The sequence below is a fragment of the Veillonella sp. 3891 genome (assembly GCF_003992315.1).
GTDB lineage: Bacteria > Bacillota > Negativicutes > Veillonellales > Veillonellaceae > F0422.
The window spans coordinates 39,560-64,990 of sequence record NZ_RQVE01000008.1 but is presented as its reverse complement, the minus strand read 5'-3'; the positions used below and the strand labels follow the sequence as shown (position 1 = coordinate 64,990).

The 25,431-nt window shown below is 39.6% G+C and carries 19 protein-coding genes; 16 read left to right on the top strand and 3 right to left on the bottom strand.

Features of this window, described 5'->3' with window-relative positions; genetic code table 11:
* The first annotated feature begins 6 nt into the window (after positions 1-6).
* From EO118_RS05630 to rsmA, 13 genes are all read left to right on the top strand, one after another.
* Positions 7-1,614: an aminotransferase class I/II-fold pyridoxal phosphate-dependent enzyme gene (locus EO118_RS05630; RefSeq protein WP_240626906.1), complete on the top strand. Its 1,608-nt coding sequence runs from the start codon at positions 7-9 to the stop codon at positions 1,612-1,614.
* A gap of 108 nt (positions 1,615-1,722) precedes the next feature.
* The gene (locus EO118_RS05620; protein ID WP_127069027.1) at positions 1,723-2,403 is read left to right on the top strand and encodes a thymidylate kinase; all 681 of its coding nucleotides are present in this window, start codon (positions 1,723-1,725) and stop codon (positions 2,401-2,403) included.
* 223 nt (positions 2,404-2,626) lie between these two features.
* Positions 2,627-3,670, top strand: coding sequence for a DNA polymerase III subunit delta' C-terminal domain-containing protein (locus EO118_RS05615; protein WP_127069026.1), 1,044 nt, complete (start codon positions 2,627-2,629; stop codon positions 3,668-3,670).
* Positions 3,670-4,515 (top strand): stage 0 sporulation family protein, encoded by an 846-nt coding sequence (locus tag EO118_RS05610; protein ID WP_127069025.1) that lies wholly within the window; start codon positions 3,670-3,672, stop codon positions 4,513-4,515. The genes EO118_RS05615 and EO118_RS05610 overlap by 1 nt, the downstream gene beginning before the upstream one ends.
* On the top strand, positions 4,505-5,224 hold the full coding sequence (locus EO118_RS05605) for a tRNA1(Val) (adenine(37)-N6)-methyltransferase (RefSeq protein WP_127069024.1): 720 nt from the start codon (positions 4,505-4,507) through the stop codon (positions 5,222-5,224). Before EO118_RS05610 ends, EO118_RS05605 begins: the two co-directional genes overlap by 11 nt.
* A complete protein-coding gene (gene rsmI, locus EO118_RS05600) occupies positions 5,217-6,083 on the top strand; it encodes a 16S rRNA (cytidine(1402)-2'-O)-methyltransferase (RefSeq protein ID WP_127069023.1) in 867 nt (288 codons plus the stop codon). Before EO118_RS05605 ends, rsmI begins: the two co-directional genes overlap by 8 nt.
* Positions 6,076-8,025 (top strand): methionine--tRNA ligase, encoded by a 1,950-nt coding sequence (gene metG / locus EO118_RS05595; RefSeq protein WP_127069022.1) that lies wholly within the window; start codon positions 6,076-6,078, stop codon positions 8,023-8,025. Before rsmI ends, metG begins: the two co-directional genes overlap by 8 nt.
* Entirely contained in the window at positions 8,025-8,792 is a 768-nt protein-coding gene (locus EO118_RS05590) for a TatD family hydrolase (RefSeq protein WP_127069021.1), read from the top strand. The genes metG and EO118_RS05590 overlap by 1 nt, the downstream gene beginning before the upstream one ends.
* A 69-nt stretch (positions 8,793-8,861) precedes the next feature.
* On the top strand, positions 8,862-10,424 hold the full coding sequence (locus EO118_RS05585; protein WP_127069020.1) for a Ppx/GppA phosphatase family protein: 1,563 nt from the start codon (positions 8,862-8,864) through the stop codon (positions 10,422-10,424).
* A gap of 10 nt (positions 10,425-10,434) precedes the next feature.
* Positions 10,435-12,555 carry a polyphosphate kinase 1 gene (ppk1, locus tag EO118_RS05580; RefSeq protein ID WP_127069019.1) on the top strand — a complete coding sequence of 707 codons (2,121 nt, stop codon included), beginning with the start codon at positions 10,435-10,437 and terminating at the stop codon, positions 12,553-12,555.
* Between the two features lie 628 nt (positions 12,556-13,183).
* The gene (locus EO118_RS08635) at positions 13,184-13,834 is read left to right on the top strand and encodes a 3D domain-containing protein (RefSeq protein WP_164723859.1); all 651 of its coding nucleotides are present in this window, start codon (positions 13,184-13,186) and stop codon (positions 13,832-13,834) included.
* Positions 13,835-14,419: 585 nt separating this feature from the next.
* Positions 14,420-14,959, top strand: coding sequence for a ribonuclease M5 (gene rnmV / locus EO118_RS05570; RefSeq protein ID WP_127069018.1), 540 nt, complete (start codon positions 14,420-14,422; stop codon positions 14,957-14,959).
* A gap of 11 nt (positions 14,960-14,970) precedes the next feature.
* A complete protein-coding gene (gene rsmA, locus EO118_RS05565; RefSeq protein ID WP_127069017.1) occupies positions 14,971-15,834 on the top strand; it encodes a 16S rRNA (adenine(1518)-N(6)/adenine(1519)-N(6))-dimethyltransferase RsmA in 864 nt (287 codons plus the stop codon).
* A gap of 193 nt (positions 15,835-16,027) precedes the next feature.
* On the opposite strand, the gene EO118_RS05560 is transcribed toward rsmA, so the two are convergent.
* On the bottom strand, positions 16,028-17,272 hold the full coding sequence (locus EO118_RS05560) for a sodium/glutamate symporter (RefSeq protein ID WP_127069016.1): 1,245 nt from the start codon (positions 17,270-17,272) through the stop codon (positions 16,028-16,030).
* 449 nt (positions 17,273-17,721) lie between these two features.
* Between EO118_RS05560 and EO118_RS05555 the strand changes: the two genes are divergently transcribed.
* On the top strand, positions 17,722-18,558 hold the full coding sequence (locus tag EO118_RS05555) for a polysaccharide deacetylase family protein (RefSeq protein WP_127069015.1): 837 nt from the start codon (positions 17,722-17,724) through the stop codon (positions 18,556-18,558).
* A 238-nt stretch (positions 18,559-18,796) separates the two neighbouring features.
* On the opposite strand, the gene EO118_RS05550 is transcribed toward EO118_RS05555, so the two are convergent.
* Positions 18,797-20,386, bottom strand: coding sequence for a peptide chain release factor 3 (locus EO118_RS05550; protein WP_127069014.1), 1,590 nt, complete (start codon positions 20,384-20,386; stop codon positions 18,797-18,799).
* Between the two features lie 504 nt (positions 20,387-20,890).
* Here EO118_RS05550 and EO118_RS05545 point away from each other — a divergent pair.
* Positions 20,891-23,236 (top strand): DNA topoisomerase 3, encoded by a 2,346-nt coding sequence (locus tag EO118_RS05545; RefSeq protein ID WP_127069013.1) that lies wholly within the window; start codon positions 20,891-20,893, stop codon positions 23,234-23,236.
* A gap of 189 nt (positions 23,237-23,425) precedes the next feature.
* Here the strand turns inward: EO118_RS05545 and EO118_RS05540 are convergent, their stop codons facing one another.
* Positions 23,426-24,724, bottom strand: a complete 1,299-nt coding sequence (locus EO118_RS05540) for a DEAD/DEAH box helicase (RefSeq protein WP_127069012.1) — start codon at positions 24,722-24,724, stop codon at positions 23,426-23,428.
* A 471-nt stretch (positions 24,725-25,195) separates the two neighbouring features.
* On the opposite strand from EO118_RS05540, the gene EO118_RS05535 reads away from it, so the two are divergent.
* Complete coding sequence (locus EO118_RS05535) at positions 25,196-25,426, top strand: FeoA family protein (protein ID WP_127069011.1); 231 nt, start codon at positions 25,196-25,198, stop codon at positions 25,424-25,426.
* Positions 25,427-25,431: the final 5 nt, after the last annotated feature.

The window sequence follows — 25,431 nt, the reverse complement described above, 5'->3', positions numbered from 1 at the left end:
AAATATATGAAACAAAATATAAATCAACACAGACTTCCTTTTGTGGAGTCTTTAGAACGATATAAAGAACAACATATGGTGCCCTTTCATACGCCGGGTCATAAAATTGGTGTGGGAGCGCCTACATTGCTCACAGAGTGGATGGGTTCAGCGCTGCCTTATGATTTAGGGTTAATGTATGCCATTGATGATTATCATGAGCCAGAGCGTGAATTACTGGAAGCACAACAATTGGCGGCACAGGCCTTTGGTGCCGATCATACATGGTTTTCTATTAACGGTACATCGGGTGCAATTCAAATGATGATTATGAGTGCTGTGAAAGAAGGTGACTCTATCATTATTCCTAGAGAAGCCCATTGTTCTGTTCATAATAGCCTGGTGTTAAGTGGAGCTAAACCAATTTATATGAGAGGGCGCTTTCATCAACGTTGGGGCATCCCTACAGGGGTGACTGCTGAGGAGGCTATTGCTACGATGGATGCTCATCCAGAGGCAAAGGCCATCTTGCTGGTTCATCCTAATTATTATGGAATCGGTGTAAATGTAAAACGGATTGTAGAAGCAGCACATAAACGACATATGATTGTGTTAGTGGATGAAGCACATGGACCACATCTTATGCCATCATTAGGTATGCCAGTGTCTGCTTTAGAAAGTGGAGCAGATTTAGTTGCCCAAAGCACACATAAATTATTAGGTTCATTGACACAGACCTCGATGCTCCATGGGCAAGGGTCTCATATTGATATCAACCGTATTCAACGATTGCAACAAATTTTGATGAGCACTAGTCCGAATTATATTTTCTTAGCATCTTTGGATATGGCACGCCATCAATGGGCTACAGAGGGGCAGTCCCTTATGAAGCAAACATTGGAATTAGCTCGTACATTGCGAAGAGCTCTGAATGAAATTCCTGGCATTGCTTGCCCTGGTCATGAGGATATAGAAGGGGCTTTCAGTTTTGATGAAACAAAGATCATCATCGATGCGAAAAATCTTGGACTCACTGCACAGGAGCTAGAACGAGAGTTACGACAACGCCGTATTGAAGTGGAACTGATGAAAGCCTATCATGTATTGCTGTTGATTACCATTGGTGATACAGAAAGATCTATACAACAGGTCATAGAGGCGGTGCAGGATATCTCAGACATGTATAGACATAAGCCAGAAGGTACCACAAAGAGTGGTAGAGCATATGCGCAACGAGATAACTCATGTTTACTTGAACAAAGTAATCATACGTTTTTCAATACAGTGAATAGTGCAAAGAATCGTATCATAGATAGTGTAGATGATACATATGCTACGCATGATAGTGATGTAGATGCAAGTATAATGGAAATATTACCGACACCTGTAGTGGCACTTTCACCACGGCAAGCATTTTATGCAGAGATAGAAGAAATCCCTTTGGAAGAAGCCCTAGGACGAATTAGTGGAGAAACGATTACCTATTACCCACCAGGAATCCCTTGTTTAGGTGTAGGTGAGAACATAACGGAAGATGTATTGACATATATTGAGCAGAAACAACGTGATGGGTATGTGCCGAATGGTGCTAGGGACCGCCAGCTGAAGACAATCCTCGTATGTAAAGATATATAGATATATTATGTATAGAAATAAAATGTATTTAGTAAGAAGATACACACGATTTATATAAGGGATTGAAAGAGTATACGAGAAGAATTACGATGTCATAAGGAGATATATATGGGACAATTAATTATTATTGAAGGTGGCGACGGCAGTGGTAAGGCCACGCAGACTGCAAAATTGTTGGAACGGTTACAAGCAGAAGGATATCCCGTGCGGTCTGTAAGTTTTCCTAATTACGACAGTCCAGCGGCAGAGCCCATCAAAATGTATTTACGTGGGGACTTTGGAAAAGAGGCAAACTCCGTGAATGCCTATGTGGCTAGCACCCTCTATGCTATAGACCGATTTGCATCGTATCGCCAAGATTGGCAGCGCTTTTATGAAGAAGGTGGCATTATCATCGCTGATCGGTATACCACTTCTAATATGGTGCATCAAATGATAAAGTACACGGATACGAAAGAACGTAAAGCATTTTTAGAGTGGCTTGATCAATTAGAGTATGAGTTATATGGGTTACCAAGGCCGGATGCGGTCATCTTATTGGATATGCCTTTGTCATTATCAAAATCCCTGTTAGCGGAACGGACAGGTAAAACAGGTGGCAATACAGGTGATATTCATGAGCAAGATACCTCTCACTTGACGGAGGTTCATGATGCCTATGATATGTTGGTGGATACCTATGATTGGCATCGAGTGCACTGTGAGAATGAAAGTAATCAATTGCGCACCATTGAAGACATTCATGAGGAAGTCTATAGTATTGCAAAACAATATATATGTAAAGGCTAGTCCCTAGCTAATAAAATGTGTCGTACCTATTCAATAGTGTGAATAGTATAGTATCATGGATAGTCTGTTATGGTACGATACACGTTAAAAAAGGATATGATAGAAACACCACATAGAGTGCAAATATTTTGCGGAAACCATGTGGTGTTTCTTCTTTTATTCGTGTATTTATTGCCATAACATGCTATAATAAAGGGTAGTCTAATGAGGTAAAGGAGGGCGTATGTCATTTTTTGAAACTGTACTTGGTCAACACCAAGTGAAAGAACAAATTACTACATTAATCCATGATTCTACTTTACCCCATAGTTTACTGCTCTACGGAGAAACAGGTTTAGAATCTACCTCTATGGCTATAGCCATTGGATCCTTAATAGTAGGACGTCAGATTTTTTCTCCTGATGAGGGACGGACCTTTTTATCCGCTATAGAGCAACAACGCATTGAGTCTGGTGAAAGTGAGAGCGCAGTCAAAGAGAAAGGTTTGCCAATCTATATTGATCAAGGTCAAGCTTTTTGGATTCGCCCTATGAAAACACAGCTCAGTGTAGAACAATGGTATACATTACTAGAGAAGTATATCAATGTATCTAGTGATACACCACGGGTGGTTATCGTAGAAGGCTTTCAGACGGCCAATACTGTTCTAGCGAATGCGATGCTGAAAACGATCGAAGAACCACCGAGAAATATGTATTTTATCATTGTCACTACCAATATCGATACTGTACTACCCACCATCGTGTCACGATGTATGCTCATTGGTATGCAACCAGTGCCAGAAGAGGAATTGGTGAAGGCCTTAATCAAGGAAGGCTATACAGGGGACATTCGACGTGCTGTGCGAAGTGCTCGTGGAAATCCCGCATTAGCTCGTCAGTGGGCGCAGGCTGGTGGTATTGAAAGTTTAGAAAAGGCGATGGAAGTGCTAGAATGTGTGGTTGAAAGAAATCATTTCTTTACCACCTTAACTTTATCCTTTGAGGGACTTTCAAAAGAAACGGTGTTAGATATATTGAGTTGGTTGCGAGTGCTAGCAAGAGACATGTTAGCCTTGCGATATGGTACAGAGAGTGAGAAGATGATACTTAGTGAGTATCGATTCCGCATGCAAATGATTTTACAACGATGGTCGTCTAAATCTTTGCATCGAATTGTGCCCATTACATTAGAAGCAGAACAGGCACTGCGCCTTAATGTGCGCTTAGGCCTTGTCATAGATGGAGTTATATTGGCCTTAAGGGAGGCTGTGAAGGAGGATATATAGTGGTTACTATAGTAGGAGTACGCTTTAAAAAAGCAGGCAAAATCTACTACTTTAGCCCTGGGTTTGTAACCCTTACGATAGGAGATGGTGTCATAGTAGAAACCTCTCGTGGTTTGGAATTTGGGGAAGTCGTAATTGGGCCACGGAAAGTATCGAAAGATAGCGTGGTGCAACCGCTGAAAGAAGTGACGCGCAAAGCAACACCAAAAGATTATAAGCAAGTAGAGAAAAATAGAGAGCGAGAAGAAAAAGCCTTTGAAATCGGATTAGAAAAAATTGCCTATCGTGGATTGCCGATGAAATTAATCAATGTGGAATACACATTTGATATGAATAAAATTGTCTTTTTCTTTACTGCAGAAGGTCGTATTGATTTTCGTGAACTTGTAAAAGATTTGGCCAATGTATTCCGTACGCGTATTGAATTGCGCCAAGTAGGGGTCCGTGACGAGGCAAAGGTACTAAACGGCATTGGTGCCTGTGGTCGTCCATTATGTTGTGCTACATTTTTAGGTGATTTTGCATCTGTATCTATTCGGATGGCGAAAGATCAAAACTTAAGTTTAAATCCAACAAAAATTTCTGGTATTTGTGGTCGCTTGATGTGCTGTTTGAACTATGAAAATGACTCCTACCAAAAAGGGGGAGACTTGTATTCACAAAAAGCAAAACAACCAGTTCCTGTAGCAGAGCCCCCTGGTATCGGTAAAGAAGTCGTTACTGATGAAGGATTAGGAAAAGTCTTAAAAATCAATAACATGAAAAAGACAGTAAAAGTACAATTAGAAGCAGGACGTACAATCGACTTACATTGGTCGGAAGTGGCATTACCGGATGAAGAGTAATATTACAGTTACAGAATTGCTACTGAGTGAGTTTCAGCTATTCCAAGATGAAAAAGAGTTTAAGTTTTCCATTGATGCTATCTTACTGGCTCATTTTGGAGAGGCGAAATCCAATAAATATTATTTAGAATTAGGTACAGGCACAGGGGTGATTCCCCATGTGCTGTACCATCGTGGAGCCCGTCATATAGTAGGGGTTGATTGTAATCCTCGTGTCATTGAGCTAGCTCAGAAAAGTGTCATTCATAATGACATTGCAGAATCAGTATCCATGGTGGAGCTAGATTACATGATCAATGCAGGTAAAGTTTACTATGGTCAGTTTGATGGTATCTACATGAATCCGCCCTATTTTGAACCGAATAGTGGACTTTTATCGCAAGAAGAAAGTGTAGCATTAGCCTTGCATGAACAACAACATTCTATGAAAGATAGATTGCTACAAGCTCAACGGTATTTAAAATTTGGCGGTACTTTGTGGATGATTTATACCACACCACGCTTAGAATCCTTGTTACATGCTATTGAACAGACTCAATTTAGAGTCAAACGAATGCGCTTTGTTCATGGTAAGCAAGATAAAGTGAGCAAATTGGTATTACTAGAATTAAAATATGGTGGAAAACTAGGTATGATTGTGGAACCACCTTTATATATTTACGAAGTGGATGGTTCCTATTCAGAAGAGGTACAAGCATATTATGAGTAGTCATAAAGGGACGTTATTTTTAATTCCCACACCCATTGGGAACTTAGAAGATATGACCTATCGGGCTGTGCGTACATTACAAGAAGTAGATGTGGTGGCAGCGGAAGATACGCGTCATACGGGAGTGTTATTACAACATTTTAATATTGCTAAGCCTATGATTTCCTATCATGAACACAATAAAGCGGAGAAGGGGGCAGACCTCATCCAGCGTTTATTAGATGGTCAATCCATCGGTTTGGTCAGCGATGCGGGTATGCCGGCTATTTCTGATCCCGGCGAAGATTTGGTGAAAGAAGCCATCGATGCGGGTATACCGATTGTACCTTTGCCAGGGGCGAATGCAGGGTTAACGGCACTCATTGCATCAGGGCAAAATACGAAGGAGTTTCACTTCATCGGATTTTTACCGAAGCGAAAGCAGCATGTAAAAGAGGTGCTATCACGGATTGCTACCTATGAAGGAACTCTTATTTTTTATGAAGCGCCTCATCGTATAGAAGAAACGCTCCAAAGCTTATATGAAGGCTTAGGAAATCGTCCTATTACAGTAGGTCGTGAACTGACGAAAAAGTTCGAAACTTTCACACGAACCACTTTGCTAGAGTTACAAAATGATTTTAGTCAAATCGTAGAAAAAGGGGAATTTGTCCTCTTAGTAGGTGGTAGTGAAACAGTAACAGATGAAACGATGGTAGAAGAAGTTGTTCTTTCACCATTAGAGGCAGCCTTAGCCTTAATCGAAACGGGAGTACCTAAAAAGGAGGCCGCCCGTCAAATTGCAAAAGAACGTGGCCTTTCACGGCGCGATATATATAATGAAATTGAATTGTATAGTAAGGAGAGAACAGATGACTAAGAAACCGTATTATATTACGACACCAATTTATTATCCAAGTGCGAAATTACATATTGGGCATACATACTGTACGTCCATTGCTGATACAATTGCTCGTTTCAAACGCAGAGCGGGCTATGATGTGCGATTTTTAACAGGCTCTGATGAACACGGTCAAAAAATCCAACGTATGGCAGAATCGATGGGTATTACTCCTTTAGAATATACAACGCAAATCGTAGATGGATTTAAACATTTATGGGAAAAGTTGAACATCTCCCATGATGATTTCATTAGAACTACGGATGAACGACATATTAAATATTGCCAACATTTATTCCAAAAGGCCTTTGACAATGGAGATATTTATAAATCTTCTTACGAAGGTTTATATTGCGTACCATGTGAAACATTCTGGCCAGAATCTAAATTAGGCCCTGAAAAAACATGTCCTGATTGTGGTCGTCCATTAGAAGTGGTACAAGAAGAAAGTTATTTCTTCCGCATGAATAAATACGCTGACCAATGGTTCAAATTCATCGAAGAAAATCCTGATTTTATTCAACCAGAATCTCGCCGTAATGAGATGATTCAATTCGTCAAACAAGGATTGGAAGATTTGGCAGTGTCTCGAACAAGCTTTAACTGGGGTATTCCAGTGCCATTTGATGAAAAACATGTCATGTATGTGTGGTTTGATGCGTTGATTAACTATATTTCTGCTTTAAACCCATTGGATGAAAACAGTGATTTATTTGAAACCTACTGGCCTGCAGATTTGCATTTAGTAGGAAAAGAAATTGTCCGTTTCCATACGATTATTTGGCCGATTATGCTTATGAGCCTTGGCTTGCCATTGCCGAAAAAAGTATATGGTCACGGCTGGCTTGTAGTAGATGGCACAAAAATGAGTAAATCTTTGGGCAATGTGATCGACCCAATTCCATTGATTGACACCTACGGATCTGATGCGTTACGCTATTTCTTGGTGAATGAAGTGCATTTAGGCAATGATGGTAATTTCAGTTTGCCTAATTTCATTACAAAAATCAATGCAGACTTGTCCAATGACCTTGGGAACTTATTGAACCGTACCGTAGCGATGATTGAAAAATATCATGGTGGTATCATTACAAAACATGAGCCAACAGAAGAGGTTGATAAGGATTTAATTGCCTTAGCAGAGCAAACGGTAAAAGACTACGAACAATTGATGGAAGATATGCAGTACAACAAAGCTTTCAAAGCTGTATGGGCTTTCATCGGTCGTACGAACAAATACATTGATGAAACTATGCCTTGGGTACTGGCAAAAGGTGCTAATGAAGGCGACAAAGAGCGCTTGGAAGCTGTTATGTATCATTTGGCAGAATCTTTGCGTATCATCGCTGTCTTAGTGGACCCAGTGATTCCAACAGGAGCTCCTAAAATTTGGGAACAACTTGGCTTACAAGGGTTTGCACAAGCTATGCTAGATGATGTACGCACATTTGGTGCTCTTCCTACAGGTACAAAAGTGGTGAAAGGAGATCCAATCTACCCACGCTTTGAAATTCCTGAAATGGTAGAGGTAGCACCAGAAGCTATTGAAGAAACCACTGAGGAAACTGTCGATACTAGCAATATTCCTCCAATCAAAGATGCCATCGAATACGACGATTTTGCGAAATTAGATTTACGGGTAGCGAAAGTGTTAACTTGTGAAGCGGTGAAAAAATCTAAAAAATTGTTGCTATTCACCTTAGATTTAGGTATTGAAACACGTACGGTAGTGAGCGGTATCTCCCAATTTTACAAACCAGAAGAATTAATTGGCAAAAAAGTGATTTATTTGGCGAACTTAGCACCGAAGAAAATCATGGGCCATATGTCAGAAGGTATGATTTTGTCAGCATCTAATGAAGAGGATCAATTAGAAGTAACGAATATTGAATCCTTAACTCCAGGAAGTGTGGTGAGATAATGCGATTGTTCGATACACATGCGCATATCAATGATGAACGATTTGATAATGATCGGGAACAGATGATACAAGACTGTTTTGATCAAGGTGTAGAGTATATTATGTGCCCTGCCGTTGACCGCAAAACGGCAGAATCTGCCATTGCCTTGGCTGAACAGTATGACCGTGTCTATGCCGCTGTAGGGGTACATCCACACGAATCTAAAGATGCCACAGAAGAAGATTATGAATGGTTCAAACAAATGGCATCCCATCCTAAAGTTAAAGCCATTGGTGAAATCGGTTTAGATTATTACTATGATTTTTCTGATCGAGATGTGCAGGCAGAGTCTTTCAAACGTCAACTAGCCATTGCAAGAGAAGTGGATTTACCAATTATTATCCACGATCGCGATGCACATGGAGCCATTCGAGATATGTTAGTAGAACATGGAAAAGGCAATTATGGGGTCTTCCATTGTTTCTCTACAAGCTTAGACATGGCAAAAGAATTTATTAAAATGGGCTATTACATATCTTTCGCAGGACCGGTAGTATTCCCCAAATCTACGAATCTAAAAGAAGTAGCAAAGCACATTCCCTTGGATCGTTTGCTTATCGAAACAGATTCTCCCTATTTGACTCCCCCTCCATTTAGAGGTCGTCGTAATGACCCATCCAAAACTCAATTTGTGGCACAGGAAATTGCCCAATTGCGCGGTATGGATGTAGAAGAACTAGCTGCCATTGCTTTAGAGAATGGCAAACGTTGTTTTGGTATTGAGTAATATAGAACTAGAAAGGCACTTTCACAGTAGCATATACGGAAAGTGCCTTTCTGTGCACACAGGAGACCTATGAAACGAGTAGCATTAATAGATTTAGGATCAAACTCAGTACGGTTTGTTATTTCAGAGATTACCGAATCCGGCAGTTATCGTTTGATATATCAACAGAAGGAGTCGATTCGCCTTAGCGAGGGGATGTGGACCCACCAAATGTTGACGAAACCCGCTATGGAACGAGCCATTAAAACATTAAAAGCCCTATCTCATATGGCGAAAGCTATGGGTGTCACAGAGATTCAAGGTATTGCTACAGCAGCCGTACGATTGGCTAGTAATGGTAATAGTTTTATTCGTCGTGTCTATGCTGAGACGGGGATTCCTTTACGTCCTATTAGTGGTGAGGAAGAGGCGTACTTAGGATTTTTAGGGGTTGTGAATACCATAGGACTCGATAATTTTATCGTCTTTGACCTTGGTGGGGCGAGCATTGAGATTAGCTTAATTGAAAATAGACAATTAAAAAAATCTGTCAGCCTTCCTATGGGGGCGCTTGTCATGACAGGACAATTTCAGTCGAAGCACGAGTTTACGAAAGCAGAGTATACTAGTATGATTTCTCATATTCAGGATGTCTTACATCGTGAAGCATGGCTTAGAAATGTGAAACTACCACTTATAGGAATTGGAGGGACCGCACGGAATATTGCCAAGATGGACCAACGTGAGAAAAACTATCCCATCCCTAAATTACACAATTATAAGGTAAAAAAAGCGACCATGGAGGCTTTGTTTCAACGGGTGAAAGAAACGCCATGGGAAGAACGGAAAAAGATTTCTGGATTATCTTCTGAGCGAGCTGATATTATCGTGGCAGGTATGGCTATCATTATGGAACTGATGGAGTATACAAAGGCATCGTCCATGATTGTCAGTGGTTGTGGCTTGCGAGAAGGATTGTTCTTTCAATACTATGGGTCCCACTATTCGGGAGAGATGTATAGCCTACCATGTCTTCAAAAAAATGGTGTTGTAGATGATATTGTGACCCACTCCACTTTGAATGTATTGCGTTCTTTCACTCCGCACGATGTGGACCATTCCCTATACATTGCGAAGCTGTCGAAACTAATTTATAAACAATGGAAAGAATTAATGCCAGAAGGGGAACGTCTGAAACTACTATTGAAAGTAGCCTCATTGCTGCATGATTTAGGAAAACAAATTAACTATTATAGCCATGCAAGGCATAGTGCGTATATGATTATTAATAGTAATCTATATGGATTATCCCATAGAGAGCAGTTGTTAAGCGCGTTTATTGCATCCTATTCCCATGGAGCAAACAGCAAATTTATCAAGCAGTCTCCCTATCTGTCCCTACTAAAAGAAGGAGATCGGGAATTGATACAAAAATTGTCATTTCCTTTAGCTTTAGCAGAAGCCTTGGAAGAAACCCATGAACGGACGGTCCGTTCTATCCAAAGTTATATTACAGATAAACAAATCGATATGCGTGTAGAAGTGCAAGAGTTGAGTCACATTCCTATGATGGAGATAGCCATCGAAAAATTAAAGAAACAGTGTAAAAAAGAATTTAAACGTGAACTAGTGATACATTGGAATGTCCGTTAGGAGTGATACTATGAAAGACTTTGACAATCCTAAGTATTATTTTAATCGTGAATTATCATGGCTGAAATTTAATCAGCGAGTCCTACAAGAGTCTATCGACAGAAGCAATCCACTTATGGAAAAATTACGATTTTTAACCATAGGAAGCTCTAATTTAGATGAATTTTTTATGATTCGCGTATCTGGATTACGCCATCAAGAGCAGAGTGGAATCATTAAATACGATGCAGCTCATATGGATGCAAAAGCGCAACTAAAAGCGATAAGTGAGGCTACAAGAAAATTAGTGTCTTTGCAATATATGTACTTTCATGATATTTTAAAACGATTACAAAAAGAAGGATTACATTTCGTCAAAGTAAAAGATTTAAAAGAAAGTGAACTGCGTTGGTTATACCAATATTTTCGCACTCATATATTTCCCGTCGTTACGCCACTAGCAGTGGATGCGAGCCATCCCTTCCCATTTTTGGTGAATAAAACATTAAACTCGGTGGTGAAAATACATCCCATCCATGATAAAGAACAAGAAAAAATGGCTATATTACCGATTCCTTCTGTATTGAATCGGATTATTGAAGTACCGAATGATGTACATCGTCACTTTGTTATGTTAGAAGATGTTATCAACTATTATTGTGAAGACTTTTTTGTAGGTCATCATATCGATTCCTTTACTACCTTCCGTGTCACACGGGATGCCGATTTAGATATTGAAGAAGAAGCGACGGATTTACTTCGGGAGATTGAAAAATCTCTTCGACGACGTCGTCGTGGTGAAGTGGTACGTGTGGAAGTATGTGAACAGTATGACCCACAGTTATTAGAATTTGTTTTGCAAGGCTTACAAGCAAAAAAAGAGGCTGTTTATATAGCGGAAGGAATTTTGGATATCGCCTCCTTTGGGGAGTTCTGTAATTTACCTGGCTACGATTATTTGCGATATCCTACTTTTACACGGAGAGAACTTCCTTGCGTAACGGAACGAGGGACTTCAGCTATCTTTGATTATATCCGTGAAAAAGATAGGCTCTTACATCATCCATTTGATTCTTTTTCAATAGTGGAAGAGTTTATAGCTAGAGCAGCTGTAGACCCTGATGTGCTAGCTATCAAGCAAACTTTGTATCGTGTTAGCGGGGATTCTCCTATCGTAGCAGCTCTAGTGAAAGCGGCAGAATTGGGTAAACAAGTTACAGTATTAATGGAAGTGAAAGCCCGTTTTGATGAAGAAAATAACATTATTATGGCACGGAGATTAGAAAAAGCCGGCTGTCATGTGATTTATGGTTTGAGAGGGCTTAAGACGCACTCTAAAATTACTATGGTAGTGCGTAAAGAGGGAGAAGTACTGCGAAGATATATGCACTTTGCCACAGGTAATTACAATGGTAAGACTGCAAAATATTATACAGACTGCGGTTTATTAACCTGTCGCGAGTCTTATGCAGATGATAGTTCTCTATTCTTTAATACCATTTCAGGATATACAGAATCACAGCAGTGGCAACATCTTATTGTGGCCCCATTGACGTTGCGCTCGTCTTTGATGGAGTTAATTGATGGAGAAATCCGAGCTGTAGAGCATGGAAAAGAAGGGCATATCATTGGGAAGATGAATTCTTTGTTAGATAAAGAAATCATTGCCAAGCTATATGAGGCATCCTGTAAGGGGGTCAAGATTGATCTCATTGTTCGTGGTATTTGTACCCTTAGACCAGGTATTGAAGGGGTCAGTGAGAATATTACAGTGCGATCCATTGTTGGACGTTTCTTAGAACATCATCGTGTTTTATACTTTAAAAATCACAGTGAAAGTCCCTACTATATTTCTAGTGCTGATTGGATGCCACGAAACTTAAATGATCGAGTGGAACTAATGGTACCAGTGGAAGATAAGAATTTACAACAAGAATTACAACATATCTTAGAGGTATATTTAGCAGATAATCAAAAAGCTCATATTATGCGTGCGGACGGATCCTATCGCAAGGTCATTGCAAAAGAAGATAAGGTATGTGCCCAACTTTCATTTATGAATCCTAATGAGATAGATACTACTGAAAGTATATCTGAGTTAGGTTCATGGGATCCTATTTTAGAATTTACCGCTACCGATGAGATTAAGTAATGGTATGACTTGTATGGTCAAAATCTAGTGGGTAATACATATAGGTGATAAAAAGTTTTGGATATATTACAATGTAAAAACGCATCTATATGATTGAACATGTATGCCTAAATCTATCTATATTGTTACAGAAACAATATATAATACATAAAATTAGCTGCAAAACACACAATTCGTGTAATTTGTAGCTAATTTTTTTGAAAATGATGTGGACAAGTTATGAGTTTTAAGAATGGGGTATTACTAAAATGCGTATCATATCAATTTTGCATTATCAATAAGAAAGTATTATTTTGAAAATGTAGTAGACTTATTTAGAGCTGGATTGTACACTAGATGAACCCTGTGGATATAGTTATACACATGGTTTAGGCTGTGCATAAGTTTAGAGTATGTTATACATGCAAACTATGGATAATTAAAAAAATATCATAATGAGAATTCTTGAGCATAATATTTAAAAGTATTAATCAAATTAAAATGTCTTTATATGGTGGACTAAAAATATTATTGAATAAAAAATACAAAACTATAATTGCTTAAAGAATGGCTTTGCAATGCGATTTAGGACCATATATTTGACCTTATCTATCCGTCTATGGTAGAATACCACCCATGGAGGTACTAGATGACAAACCGATTACTACAGCAAAAGCAAAAAGCAGTGCTTATGCTCACACTGTTACTAATAGTCTTTGTTACAGTCTCAGGCTTTATGTGGAATCATGGATTCCAAACTAAAAAGATAGAAACACATCAAGTGGAAGTACCGGTAGCGGTACAATATGAAAGAGTGGATACGTTACCAAAAGGAATGGAAGAAGTGTTACAAGAAGGCACGCCAGGACTTGATGAAGTACAAGAAGAAGTCCACTATAACCATGGTGAAGTAGTAGATACGAAAGAGCTACAGCGTACAACGATTACACCGATGAAACCTAAAATCATTCGAGCAGGTACACGAGATATAGAAGTATCACGTTCCTATAATCGTGTGAAAGAAGTGATTACTATGGAAGCGACTGCCTATTTACCAACAGATGGTGGTGGAGATGGTATTACAGCAACGGGTATACCAGCACGTCATGGCGTAGTGGCTGTGGATCCAAATGTGATACCATTAGGAACACGAGTATATATACCTGGATATGGTGAGGCCATTGCTGCCGATACAGGAGGAGACATCGTGGGGAATCGTATCGATGTAGTGTTGGAAGATTATGGATCTGCTATGCAATTTGGACGGAGAACGGTAGACGTATATATCCTCTCTTCTTAGTCTATGTATCTATGGCGTTTTATTGTAAAAGTTCCTAAGGTCAGACCGCAATATACTTTATCGATAATGTCACGTTTAGATGTTTCTGTATAGTGCAATAAAAGAACACGGCACATTCCTTCGCAAACGGTATTTCATAATGAATTGTCACTTGCAACGATATTCTGTCTTGTGGCAGTTTGTGGATAAATGAATAAAGATCAGACCGCAATACACCCCCTCAGAAACGGTATTTCATAATGTTTCTTCGGAGGTATATTGCGGTCTTTTGCATGTGCATGTATGAGGATAAAGTGCCACAAGACGTTCTACTCATAACTGCGTTCCTCAAGGAAATAGTTAATAGCTACGTTGCAAATTTTTATTTGTAGTATAGTATGCCGTGCTCTTCTGCATGATTAGAATTTAAAAAGTAAAACGCCATAGACTACTACGCCTAATTGCGTTCGTCTCGAGGAGGGATGGATGTTATTTGGCAATTTTTGCTACGTGTGGTTCGCTGTTAGTATGTGTTATATTTGTTAGGGCATGCTATAGGTTTCGATATATGGTATAATAATAAAATACTATATTGTGGAGGAGCTTATGTTAAAACAGGTCTTGGTGGTTGAGGGAAAATCAGATATTCAACGGGTGCAACAAGCTTTAGAGGTGGAGTGTATTGCTACGGAGGGGTTTAATTTGCGTAAGCCCGTGCTGAGTCGGATTAAGGATGCCTATGAAAAGAGGGGGATCATTATTCTGACGGATCCAGATTATGCAGGTGAACGGATTCGTCGGTTTTTAACAAAACGATTTCCTTTGGCTCAGCATGCCTTTGTACCACGTGAAGAAGCCTATGCCAATGATGATATTGGGATTGAGCAGGCAAATCCTGAATCCATCCGTAAGGCCTTAGAAGTGCTGCATATAGAATCTATGGAATCATCTGAGCTATTTAGCATGCAAGATTTAGTACAACATGATTTGAGTGGCGGGCCAAGCAGTGCTGCTATGAGGGCGCGCGTTGGTGCTAAGCTAGGAATAGGCTATGGGAATGGAAAGCAGTTTTTGTACCGTTTGAACCATTATGGAATTAGTCGAGATGCATTTTTCCAAGCACTTTCAGAAGATGAAGATAAGTAATAGGAGTGTTCATGATAGAATCAGTCATAGCAAGTCCAGAGGTTGTACATTATATATGTAAACGTTTTGGCATTCAAATGAGTAAAAAATTAGGGCAAAACTTTTTGATTAAGCGCACTGTGGTGGATAAGATTGTGCAAGCTGCGGAATTAGAAGCAGGGGATGCTGTATTAGAGGTAGGGCCTGGTATTGGGACCTTAACGCAAGGTTTGGCACAAAGCGGAGCTAATGTGACCTCTGTGGAGCTAGATAGACGCTTGTTAGAGGTGTTAGACACAACCCTAGAGTCATACGATAATGTGCGTATCATTCACGGGGACGTATTGAAAGTTAATATTCCAGAATTGATGGACCACAAACCATTCAAAGTGGTAGCCAATTTGCCATACTATATTACTACACCAATTATCATGTCTTTGTTGGAATCTAAATTACCTATTGAACGGTTAGTGGTAATGGTGCAAAAAGAAGTGGCAGAGCGTATGATTGCTAAACCAGGTACAAAGATGTATGGTGCTTTATCGGTGGCGGTGCAATATTACACAGATCCATATATTGTCATGGATGTGCCACCTAAGGCATTTTTACCAGCTCCTGAGGTGACTAGTGCCGTGATTTGCTGTCTATTACGCAGTGAACCACCTGTGAAAGTCCACAGTGAATCGTATTTCTTCCGTGCTGTGAAAGCAGGCTTTGCACAACGCCGTAAAACATTCAGCAACACTATGAAGACCACTGGATTGAGTAAAGAAGCCATAGAAACTATTTTGGCAAAAGCTAATATTGATGGATCACGTCGTGGTGAGACATTTACATTAGATGAATTTGCTCTTATTGGTAATGCTTGGTATGAATTGGACCAAGAAACTAAATAAAAATATAGGTCTTATATAACTAGTAAAGCCGTATGATAGAAATTAGGGGATAGCGTTAGCTATCCCCATTTGCTATGTAGTAGTAGTCATAATATGATTAGAGTTAAAGTACAATACATCTATTGCATAGAAAAAGGACTCTACAACAGATGTTATAGAATCCTTTTTTTAGGATGGCATGTGGAAGAATTAATTAAATCAATTTTGCCATAAATGTGATTAAGAATGCGTTTGTAAAGTCGATGAGGAAGGCCCCTACTAAAGATACGACTAACCATGCTTTTGGAGATGGACCGTATTTAGAAGCCAAGGACAACATGTTTACCAACGCATTTGGTGTAGCACCTAAGCCGAAACCAATAGCACCAGCACCTAACATAACAGAATCGTAGTTGCGTTTGAACAACCAATAGATTAAGTATGCGAAGATTGTAATCAACACCATTTGTGCAGCTAAGATTGCCATTAAAGGTAATGCTAAGTCAACTAATTGTGCTAATTTCAAGCTGTTAATAGCCATAGTAACGAAAATACTCAAAGATACATTGGAAACCGCATCAAGAGCAGCACTATTAATAGTAATGTGACCAGTGAAGTCAGCATAGTTACGAATGCAAGCGCCGACAATCATAGCACCAATATAAGCAGGTAATGGACCGAATACGGAAGATAGTAGAGCACTGACTAATGTGCCAAGTCCTAAGGAAATGCCTACGAAGGCAATGACATGCATTAACGACTGTAAATCGAATAATTTACTTTCAGAGTCGGATTCATTAATATCGATACCGTCAGCTTCTAATAATTCAGGATGATCGACAGGAGTAGGGACGTTGTGCATTTTGATAATACGATCACCTACAGGAGCACCTAGCAATGTACCAGCTACCATACCGAATGTAGCGGCTGCGATAGCGGCAGAAGCCACGCCTGGAATACCAGTTAACTCTTCAAAATGAGGACCGAAAGCACCTGCTGTACCAAGGCCACCCATCATAGAAACAGAACCTGCCATGATACCAAAGATTGGTTCAATGCCCATAGCTTTAGCAATCATGATGCCTGCGCCATTTTGGAAGACAATCCAGATGGTACATACAATCCAGAAGAAGATAATAGCGACGCCACCTTTTTTAAGAACATTTAAACTTGCCATAAGACCGATAGTAGTAAAGAAGGCTAACATTAAGAATGATTGCAAGGCACTATCGAAAGTGATATTTACAATTTTATAATAGGATAAGAAAGCACATAAAAATGCAAATGGTAAACCACCTACGGCTGGTGCAGGCATACTCACACGTTGTAGGAATGGAGAATGCTTTTTGATGAATTCTCCTAAATATAATGTAACAATAGCTAAGGCTACTGTTTGAATCATAGACAGTTTTAATGTCCAGATTCCATTGACTAGACTCAAGTCGATAAGACCTTTCATAGTAGAACCCCCTTTGGAACAAGATGCATATTAGATAAAACTTATGCTCTTATCATAGCATGAAATAGGGGCATTCGTCATAGTGATTTTTTCCACTATAGCGCTATGTATGAGCTCTTTTCATAGATAAGGAAGATAGGATATGTCATATTAATTGTAAACAATTATAACAGGAATTCTATAGAATGTAGAAATATAAACGTATGAAAGGCGGTACATGATGATGCATGATGTATACATTACATACTACCAATGATTTTTGGTAATATAATAGTTGCAAAAATAATATAACTAAAAAGTAGAAAATAGGGTGTTTTATATAAAAGATGGATAAATTTATGAAAAACAACTGATAAATTTAGCGAAGTGTGGTACTATAGTACAGTCAGATTTACATGGTTTTGTAAATATAGAATCATTAGGTAAAGTTACTAACATGTGAGGTTAATATGAAACGGATTATTATAGGTATACTAGGGCTTATTGTAGCCGTAGGTGTATATTTGGGAATACAATACCAACGTTCTTGGGATTATAAGGCAGTAGGTGTTCCCGTTTTAAATTATCATCGTATTGATACAGGGATTCGACATTCTTTAGTGGTACCACCAGAAGAGTTTAAAAAGCAAATGCAATATCTTCATGATGAGGGATATCATACCATTACGTTGGATGAGTTATACGAGTACGTGACAAAGGGAACTGATTTGCCCGACAAGCCAGTACTAATTACTTTTGATGATGGATATATTGATAATTATCAACATGCTATGCCAATTCTGAAAGAATATAATATGAAAGCAACCTTGTTTATGATTACTAGTTCCATTGGAGAAAATCGATTTGTCAATGTAGAACAATTGAAAGAAATGCAAGCGAATGGTATCGATATCCAAAGTCATACAGTGAATCATAAAGATTTGCGCAATATGTCCTTAGACCAAGCACGGGATGAACTCATTAGCTCAAAAGCAGTCTTAGAAGATCGCATGAAGCATCCTGTTCGGTACATTGCATATCCAGGTGGATTTGCTAACAAAGAGGTAGATAAGATTTCTGAAGAAAGTGGCTATCGGATGGCCTTTACCGTGCAAGCAGGGAATGTAGAGCCAGGCCAAGATCTATTTAATTTGCCAAGACAAGCCGTGTTTTTCAATGATACACCTTTTGAAAATTTCTGGGTTCGATTACATTATCCATGGGAAAATGCATTTATGTGGCGCATCCATGATAAATTGTTAGAATGGAATTTGAAAGGATTAGCAGATTTGGAACCGTTGTTTTAGTCTATTATACGGTATCTTTGACATACTAGAAGAGATGATAATACAGAGGTCATGTACCCCTTTTGGTGTGTAAACTAAAAAAAGAGGGAAGTTGATACTTTTTGATCAACTTTCCTCTTTTTTTATTTGAATCTCTTTTGTTCAGCCTCTATTTTATTTAGAAATGATATATACTATCTTTTATTGTGCTACAAGTAGTATGATTCTTAGTGATTTGTATATCTAAGTATAGAATATGTTATGCCTCTAACTTAGGAGCATGCAAGAATGTTACATCAGGATTGCGTTCTACAACCCACCCCATTTGCCATTCGTTGGAGATAAGAACTACGAGACGACCACGGTTATCTTTTACAATCATCGCATTGTCCATACCTTTTAGACTGTTCACATCGACCTCACCATCGATCCAACGAGCTACGCCATATGGCAAGGAATTGTTCACAAGGTCAACGCCGTATTCGTGTTTCAAACGGTATTGCAATACTTCAAATTGTAGCATACCTACAGCACCGACTACAAAGGAATCCATAGAGTAGAGAGGTTCAAAGATTTGTACAGCCCCTTCTTGTGCTAATTGAGTCATGCCTTTCAAGAATTGTTTACGCTTCATGGAATCTTTTGGCGTTACACGAGCGAAGAACTCTGGTGGGAATACAGGGAAGTCGCTGAATGTCACTTTGTGATTGGATGCACATAAGCTATCGCCTACCCCCATAGTGCCTGCATCGAAGACACCGATGATGTCCCCTGGATAGGCTTCATCGATAATAGTACGTTCTGTGGCTAAGAATTGTTGTGGTTGAGACAAACGCAATGTTTTACCAGATTGTTGGTGAAGTACGTTCATGCCTTTTTCAAACTTACCGGAGCAAATACGCATGAATACAATACGGTCATGATGGTTTGGATTCATGTTCGCTTGGATTTTGAATACGAAGGCAGAGAAGTCCTCAGATGTAGGCTCTACCGTTTCTTCACGGGCTACACGAGGCGCTGGCATAGGAGCTAGTTCCAAGAATTTTTCAAGGAATGGTTTGACCCCAAAGTTTGTCATAGCAGAGCCAAAGAACATAGGCGTTAATTCACCAGCTTTGACTTTTTCTAAGTCGAACGCATCACCAGCCACATCGAGAAGTTCAATGTCATCAATTAAGGATTGATGTACTTCTTCGCCTAGCAGTTCACGGAACGCTGAATCATGCACATCGCCCTTTGTGGAGGCTAGTTTCTTTTGACCGTGAGACTCATCTTTTTCAAATAACTCTACAGTATTCGTTTCCCGGTCGTATACACCTTGGTATTCACCGTTAATACCTACAGGCCAGTTCATAGGGACGGCACGAATGCCGAGAGAATTTTCAATTTCTTCCATTAAATCAAATGGATTGCGACCGAAGTGGTCAATCTTGTTAACGAAGGTAAAAATAGGAATACCACGTTCTTTACAAACGGCGAATAGTTTTTTCGTTTGTGCCTCCACGCCTTTCGCCACGTCAATCAACATGACAGCACTATCTGCCGCCATCAAGGTACGGTATGTATCTTCAGAGAAGTCTTGGTGACCAGGGGTATCTAGGATGTTCACGCGATGACCATCATAATCAAATTGTAATACGGAGCTGGTAACAGAGATACCACGTTGCTTTTCAATTTCCATCCAGTCAGACACAGCATATTTTTGCGTTTTTCTAGACTTAACAGAACCTGCCAAATGGATCGCACCACCGTATAATAATAGTTTTTCCGTCAATGTTGTTTTACCCGCATCTGGGTGAGAAATGATGGCGAACGTACGGCGCCGAGTTACTTCTTCTAAAAATGTCATAATTCACCTCTATTAATCCATGTGTATGGTATATACTTTCATATCTTTAAAATTATATACTATTTGAGCCCTCCCTGTATAGGATAGGATGGTGAAAGTTAGGAAAAGTGTTGTATAGTTGCAATGCATCAGTACAGTGCATTTGCTATATTTATGTAAAAGTAGTACTGGTAGGAAATTTTAAAGGACTATGACAGATAGTTAAAGAAGTATTTTGTAGAATGTACGGCATACTGAAAAGTATATTCCTAGAATATCTAGAGGGGGCTTACTGTGGAATGTGTTGTATATTGAAAAAATATGTGAGTATCATGTTTATGACATAGAAGTTGAAAATACACAGAAATCGATTGTTTTACAGATCAATGAGAAAGTAGGTATCTGTTTAATTTTTGGGAGCAATCGTAGTATAATAAAAGCTAGTATAAAGAAGATGTATAGTAAAAAAGTAATACATAATTATAAAGATAATAATAGATAGTGATACATAGGAAGAGGGAGCATATGCGTTTATTTATTGCAGAAAAACCCAGTGTAGGGCGAGAATTAAGCCAAGTGTTACCGAACCCACAGAGTGCTAAGCGACATGATGGGTATATCGTGCAAGGCGACGATGTCATTACTTGGGCTTTTGGTCATATGCTAGAACAAGTAGAGCCAGGTGACTATGATGAAAAATATAAATTTTGGAGATTTGATTCATTACCGATTTTGCCGACCTCTTGGAAGTTGAAAGTTAAATCATCGAGTGCTAAACAGTTCAAAGTGATTAGTGGTTTAATTAAGAAGGCCAGCACCATTGTCAATGCAGGTGACCCGGACAGGGAAGGGCAATTGTTGATCGATGAAATGCTAGATTATTTGGGCAATACTAAACCGGTAGAGCGTATCTTGCTCAATGCCCTAGATGAAAAATCGATGCGTTATGCCCTAGAACATATGCAGGATAATAAGAAATACCAACCTTTAAAAGATTCGGCCTTAGCACGCTCCCGTGCGGATTGGTTGATGGGGATGAATTTATCCCGTGCTTATACTTTAGAGCAACAGCATATGGGAAAGAAAGTAACTTTTCCGATTGGTCGTGTAAAAACGCCAACCTTAGCACTAGTGGTGCGGAGAGAACGGGAGCTACAAAACTTTGTGCCTGTAGAATATTATGTGTTGCAAGTACAATATGGTCATGAAAAGGGAGAGTTTTGGGCCACTTGGAAACCGAAAGATACGCAACAAGGATTAGACCCTGATGGGCATATGTTGGATCAGGCTATCCTCAATGACTTGCGTGAACGATTAATGCAGGCCCCAGAAGGTACGATTTCTCTAGTAGAAAAGAAAAAGAAAAAGGAAGGGCAGCGGTTGCCGTTTTCCTTATCATCACTACAAATTGTGGCTGGTAAATTATACAATTATACGCCACAAGAAGTATTAGATATTGCACAGAAATTGTATGAGAAAAAGTATACATCTTATCCACGGTCAGATTGTGAATATTTGCCAGTGAACCAACTTTCAGATGGGAAAGCCATTCTATCAAACTTGGTGAATATGGGACATAAGGAATTAGCTGGGTGGGCAAAAGATAGTAATCCTACTATCAAAAGTCGTGCTTGGAATGATAGTAAGGTCACAGCCCATCATGCGATTATACCAACCACAGTGCGTTGTCCCTTGCATACCTTATCCAAGGGGGAGCAAAATATTTACTTCCTTATTGCTCAAGCCTATATTGCGCAATTCTATCCAGAGCATGTGTATGAGCATACTCGCATTGAAGTGACACACCAAGAGGAACTATTTACCACAACGGGGCGTGTCGTTATCGATTTGGGATGGAAGGCATTATATAAAAAGGTAAAATCTACAGAAGAATCAGAAGAGAGTCAAGAGGACGAAGAAAAATCTTTACCAGCTGTACGAAAAGGTGATTCTGTAACAGCGAAGGATAGCAAGGTGGACCAACGAAAGACGAAACCACCAAGTCGTTTTACGTCTGCCACCTTGGTGCAAGCGATGAAGGAAATTCATAAATATGTGAAAGATGAAGAACTAAAGAAGCAGTTAAAAGATGTGTCTGGTATAGGTACAGAGGCGACACGGGCTACGATTATTGAAGATTTAATTCATAACAAGAAGAACCCTTTCTTGAAAGAAGAGGGAAAAAAGAAAACCTTACTTCCTACAGAGTCTGCCTATGCTTTGGTAGACGCATTGCCAGATTCCCTGCTATACCCTGATGCGACGGCGCAGTGGGAAGAGCGGTTGGCAAAGATGAGTGAAGGAAACGAAGCGATTGATGTATTTTTAGAGGATCAAACAAAATTCGTTGTACAGCTCATTGAGGATGTCAAACAACGAGTAGGAAGCACACCTAAGGTGGCTATGCCTAAAACAGAGATAGCTAGGAATGGAAAAGGTACAAATCGGAATCCTTCTACAGCGCAGACAACTGGACGGTCTTGCCCTAAGTGTAAAACGGGAGAGTTACTCTTACGGAAAGGAAAGTTTGGTGAATTTTATGGATGTTCTGGGTTCCCGACCTGTAAATACACGGAAAATGTGTCAGGTGTTAGGGATTCAAGAGTTACTAAAGATGAGCAGCCCTTCGTGGCTAAAGCGGTTATGCCACAGAGACCTAGGGAAGAGATGATGCCACCGATGCCAATGGCAAGCGGCAAAATCTTGGATGATACGCATAAGGAATATACGTGCCCACGATGTAAAAAAGGATACCTTGTACAGTATGAGGCACAACCAGAGCCCGTGTGGAAATGTAGCGAAGGAGAAGGATGTCGAACAAGCTGTGCCGATGTAGAGGGGAAGCCTGCTATCTATGTGAATCGGAAATAAACATACTGGCTCGTCCTAGTAGGATATAAATAAAAGATTTTTTCTACCAAAATATAAAAAATAGAGGAAAGTTGATATGTGTTGATCAACTTTCCTCTATTTTATTAGCGGTTAGTTTGCTATAGTGCTCTTTATGTATAGGAAATGATAGAATGCTAACCTTTTGGAAAAATAGGGCACATTAGAAATCTATCGTTTCCCTCTACCACGACCGCTAGTGCCACTGGATTTCGCGCGGCGCACTCTTGTATTGGCACCTTTGTGGCCACGAGCTTTATGGGCTTTCGCTTTTGTCGCTTGGTAGGTGCTTTTAATTTTAGGTTTTTTGCTAGCTGTTTCCTTCTTAGGTGCTAAGCCAGATCCCTTTGTTTTTACTTGACCATCTTTTGTATATTTCGTTAATGTTGCTTGGATGGATCGTTCGATGCGGCGCACCCAAATTTCTTCGGCTGGCGTAGCGAAAGTTACAGCAACACCAGTAGAACCGGCACGACCTGTACGGCCGATGCGGTGGATGTAGTAATCCATGTCATGAGGCACATCGAAATTGTACACGTGGCTCACTCCTTCGATATCGATACCACGCGCTGCAATATCGGTAGCCACTAAGATTGGTGGATTGCCTTTGGCGAACTCTTTCAATACCTGCGTGCGGCGACCTTGCGTCATATCGCCATGGATTTCACCTAGTTCGACACCTTTACGGGCTAAATCATAAGCCAATTTAATAGCGCCTTCTTTTGTATTACAGAATACGATAGCAAGATACGGATTGTCTGTCTCTAACATTGCCACAAGACGGTTTACTTTATCTTGTTCTTCCATCATGTATACTTTTTGTTCAATAGTGTCGAGGGTAATGTTTTCCCCTTGTACAGTCACAGAGGTAGGTTTTTGCATATAAGCTTTTGCTAAGTTGCGGATTTTATCTGGTATGGTAGCGGAGAACATTAATAGTTGACGTTTACCGTCGGTACCACTAATAAGTTTTTCGATATCTGGTAAGAATCCCATATGAAGCATTTGGTCTGCTTCATCCAACACAACACGGCGGATGGAGTTCAAGTGTAAAGTGCCACGATTGACGTGATCTAGCAAACGACCAGGTGTACCGATGATAACATGAGGACGGCGACCTAGCTTTTGCAATTGTCCTTCTATTGTTCTGCCCCCTATGAGAGGTAGTACATCTACCCCTAATATAGCACCTAAATGGCGTGCTTCCTCTGCAATTTGTTGGATTAGCTCACGAGTTGGGGCGATGATAAGGGCTTGCTCCTGTTGCACATCTACGTGGATGCGTTGTAATAGTGGTAACAAGAATGCCAGCGTTTTGCCTGTCCCTGTTTGGGCTTTGGCGATTACATCTTGTCCTTTGAAGATGAGGGGAATCGATTTTTCTTGGATCGGCGTTGGTTCTTTCACGCCCACCTTTTGTAATGCTTGTATTAGTTCGGGCACGATGCCTAAGGATTGAAAAGATTTCATAATGTATCTCCGTTTCTAAATGACTTAATAGTATTATTATATCATACTTCTAGCTAGGTAGACCTGTGAAAGTTCTTTCACATAGGAAAGGAACAATAGGAAATAGATAGTCTAGTTATAAATAAAGGGGACCTGACAAGAGGGGCAAGGCACAGAATAAGCTAGAAAAACAGAATAAGTTAGAAAATTAGGTTTAAATAATAGATAATGAGAAACATGTTGCTCTTATATCATTATTAATTAAGGAGTAATATTGATAATAATAAAATAGCATAGTTGATATAACCTTTATAAATAGCTGTATAATGTACATACTACTTGATAAAAATAGATTTATAATTTCACAAAACGATAAAAATAAAACGAGATTCATTATTGATAATATTTTATAATGTGCTATAATATAAATATTACTCATATAATTATATATGATAGGTTTGGTTGTTATGTTTTATATGTAGGAGGTGTACTATGGTTAAGAAATTATCCGAGATGAAGCCCGGTGAAGTTGGTACTGTTGTAGCTATCAATGGATCTGGCAACATCAAGCATCGCTTGGTGGACATGGGTGTAGTACCGGGAACGGCTGTGCGTGTTATGAAGTATGCGCCATTAGCAGACCCAGTGGAAATCAAAGTGAAAAACTTCGAATTATCACTACGCGTAAGTGAAGCACAAATGATCGAAATTGAAGTCCAATAAGGAGA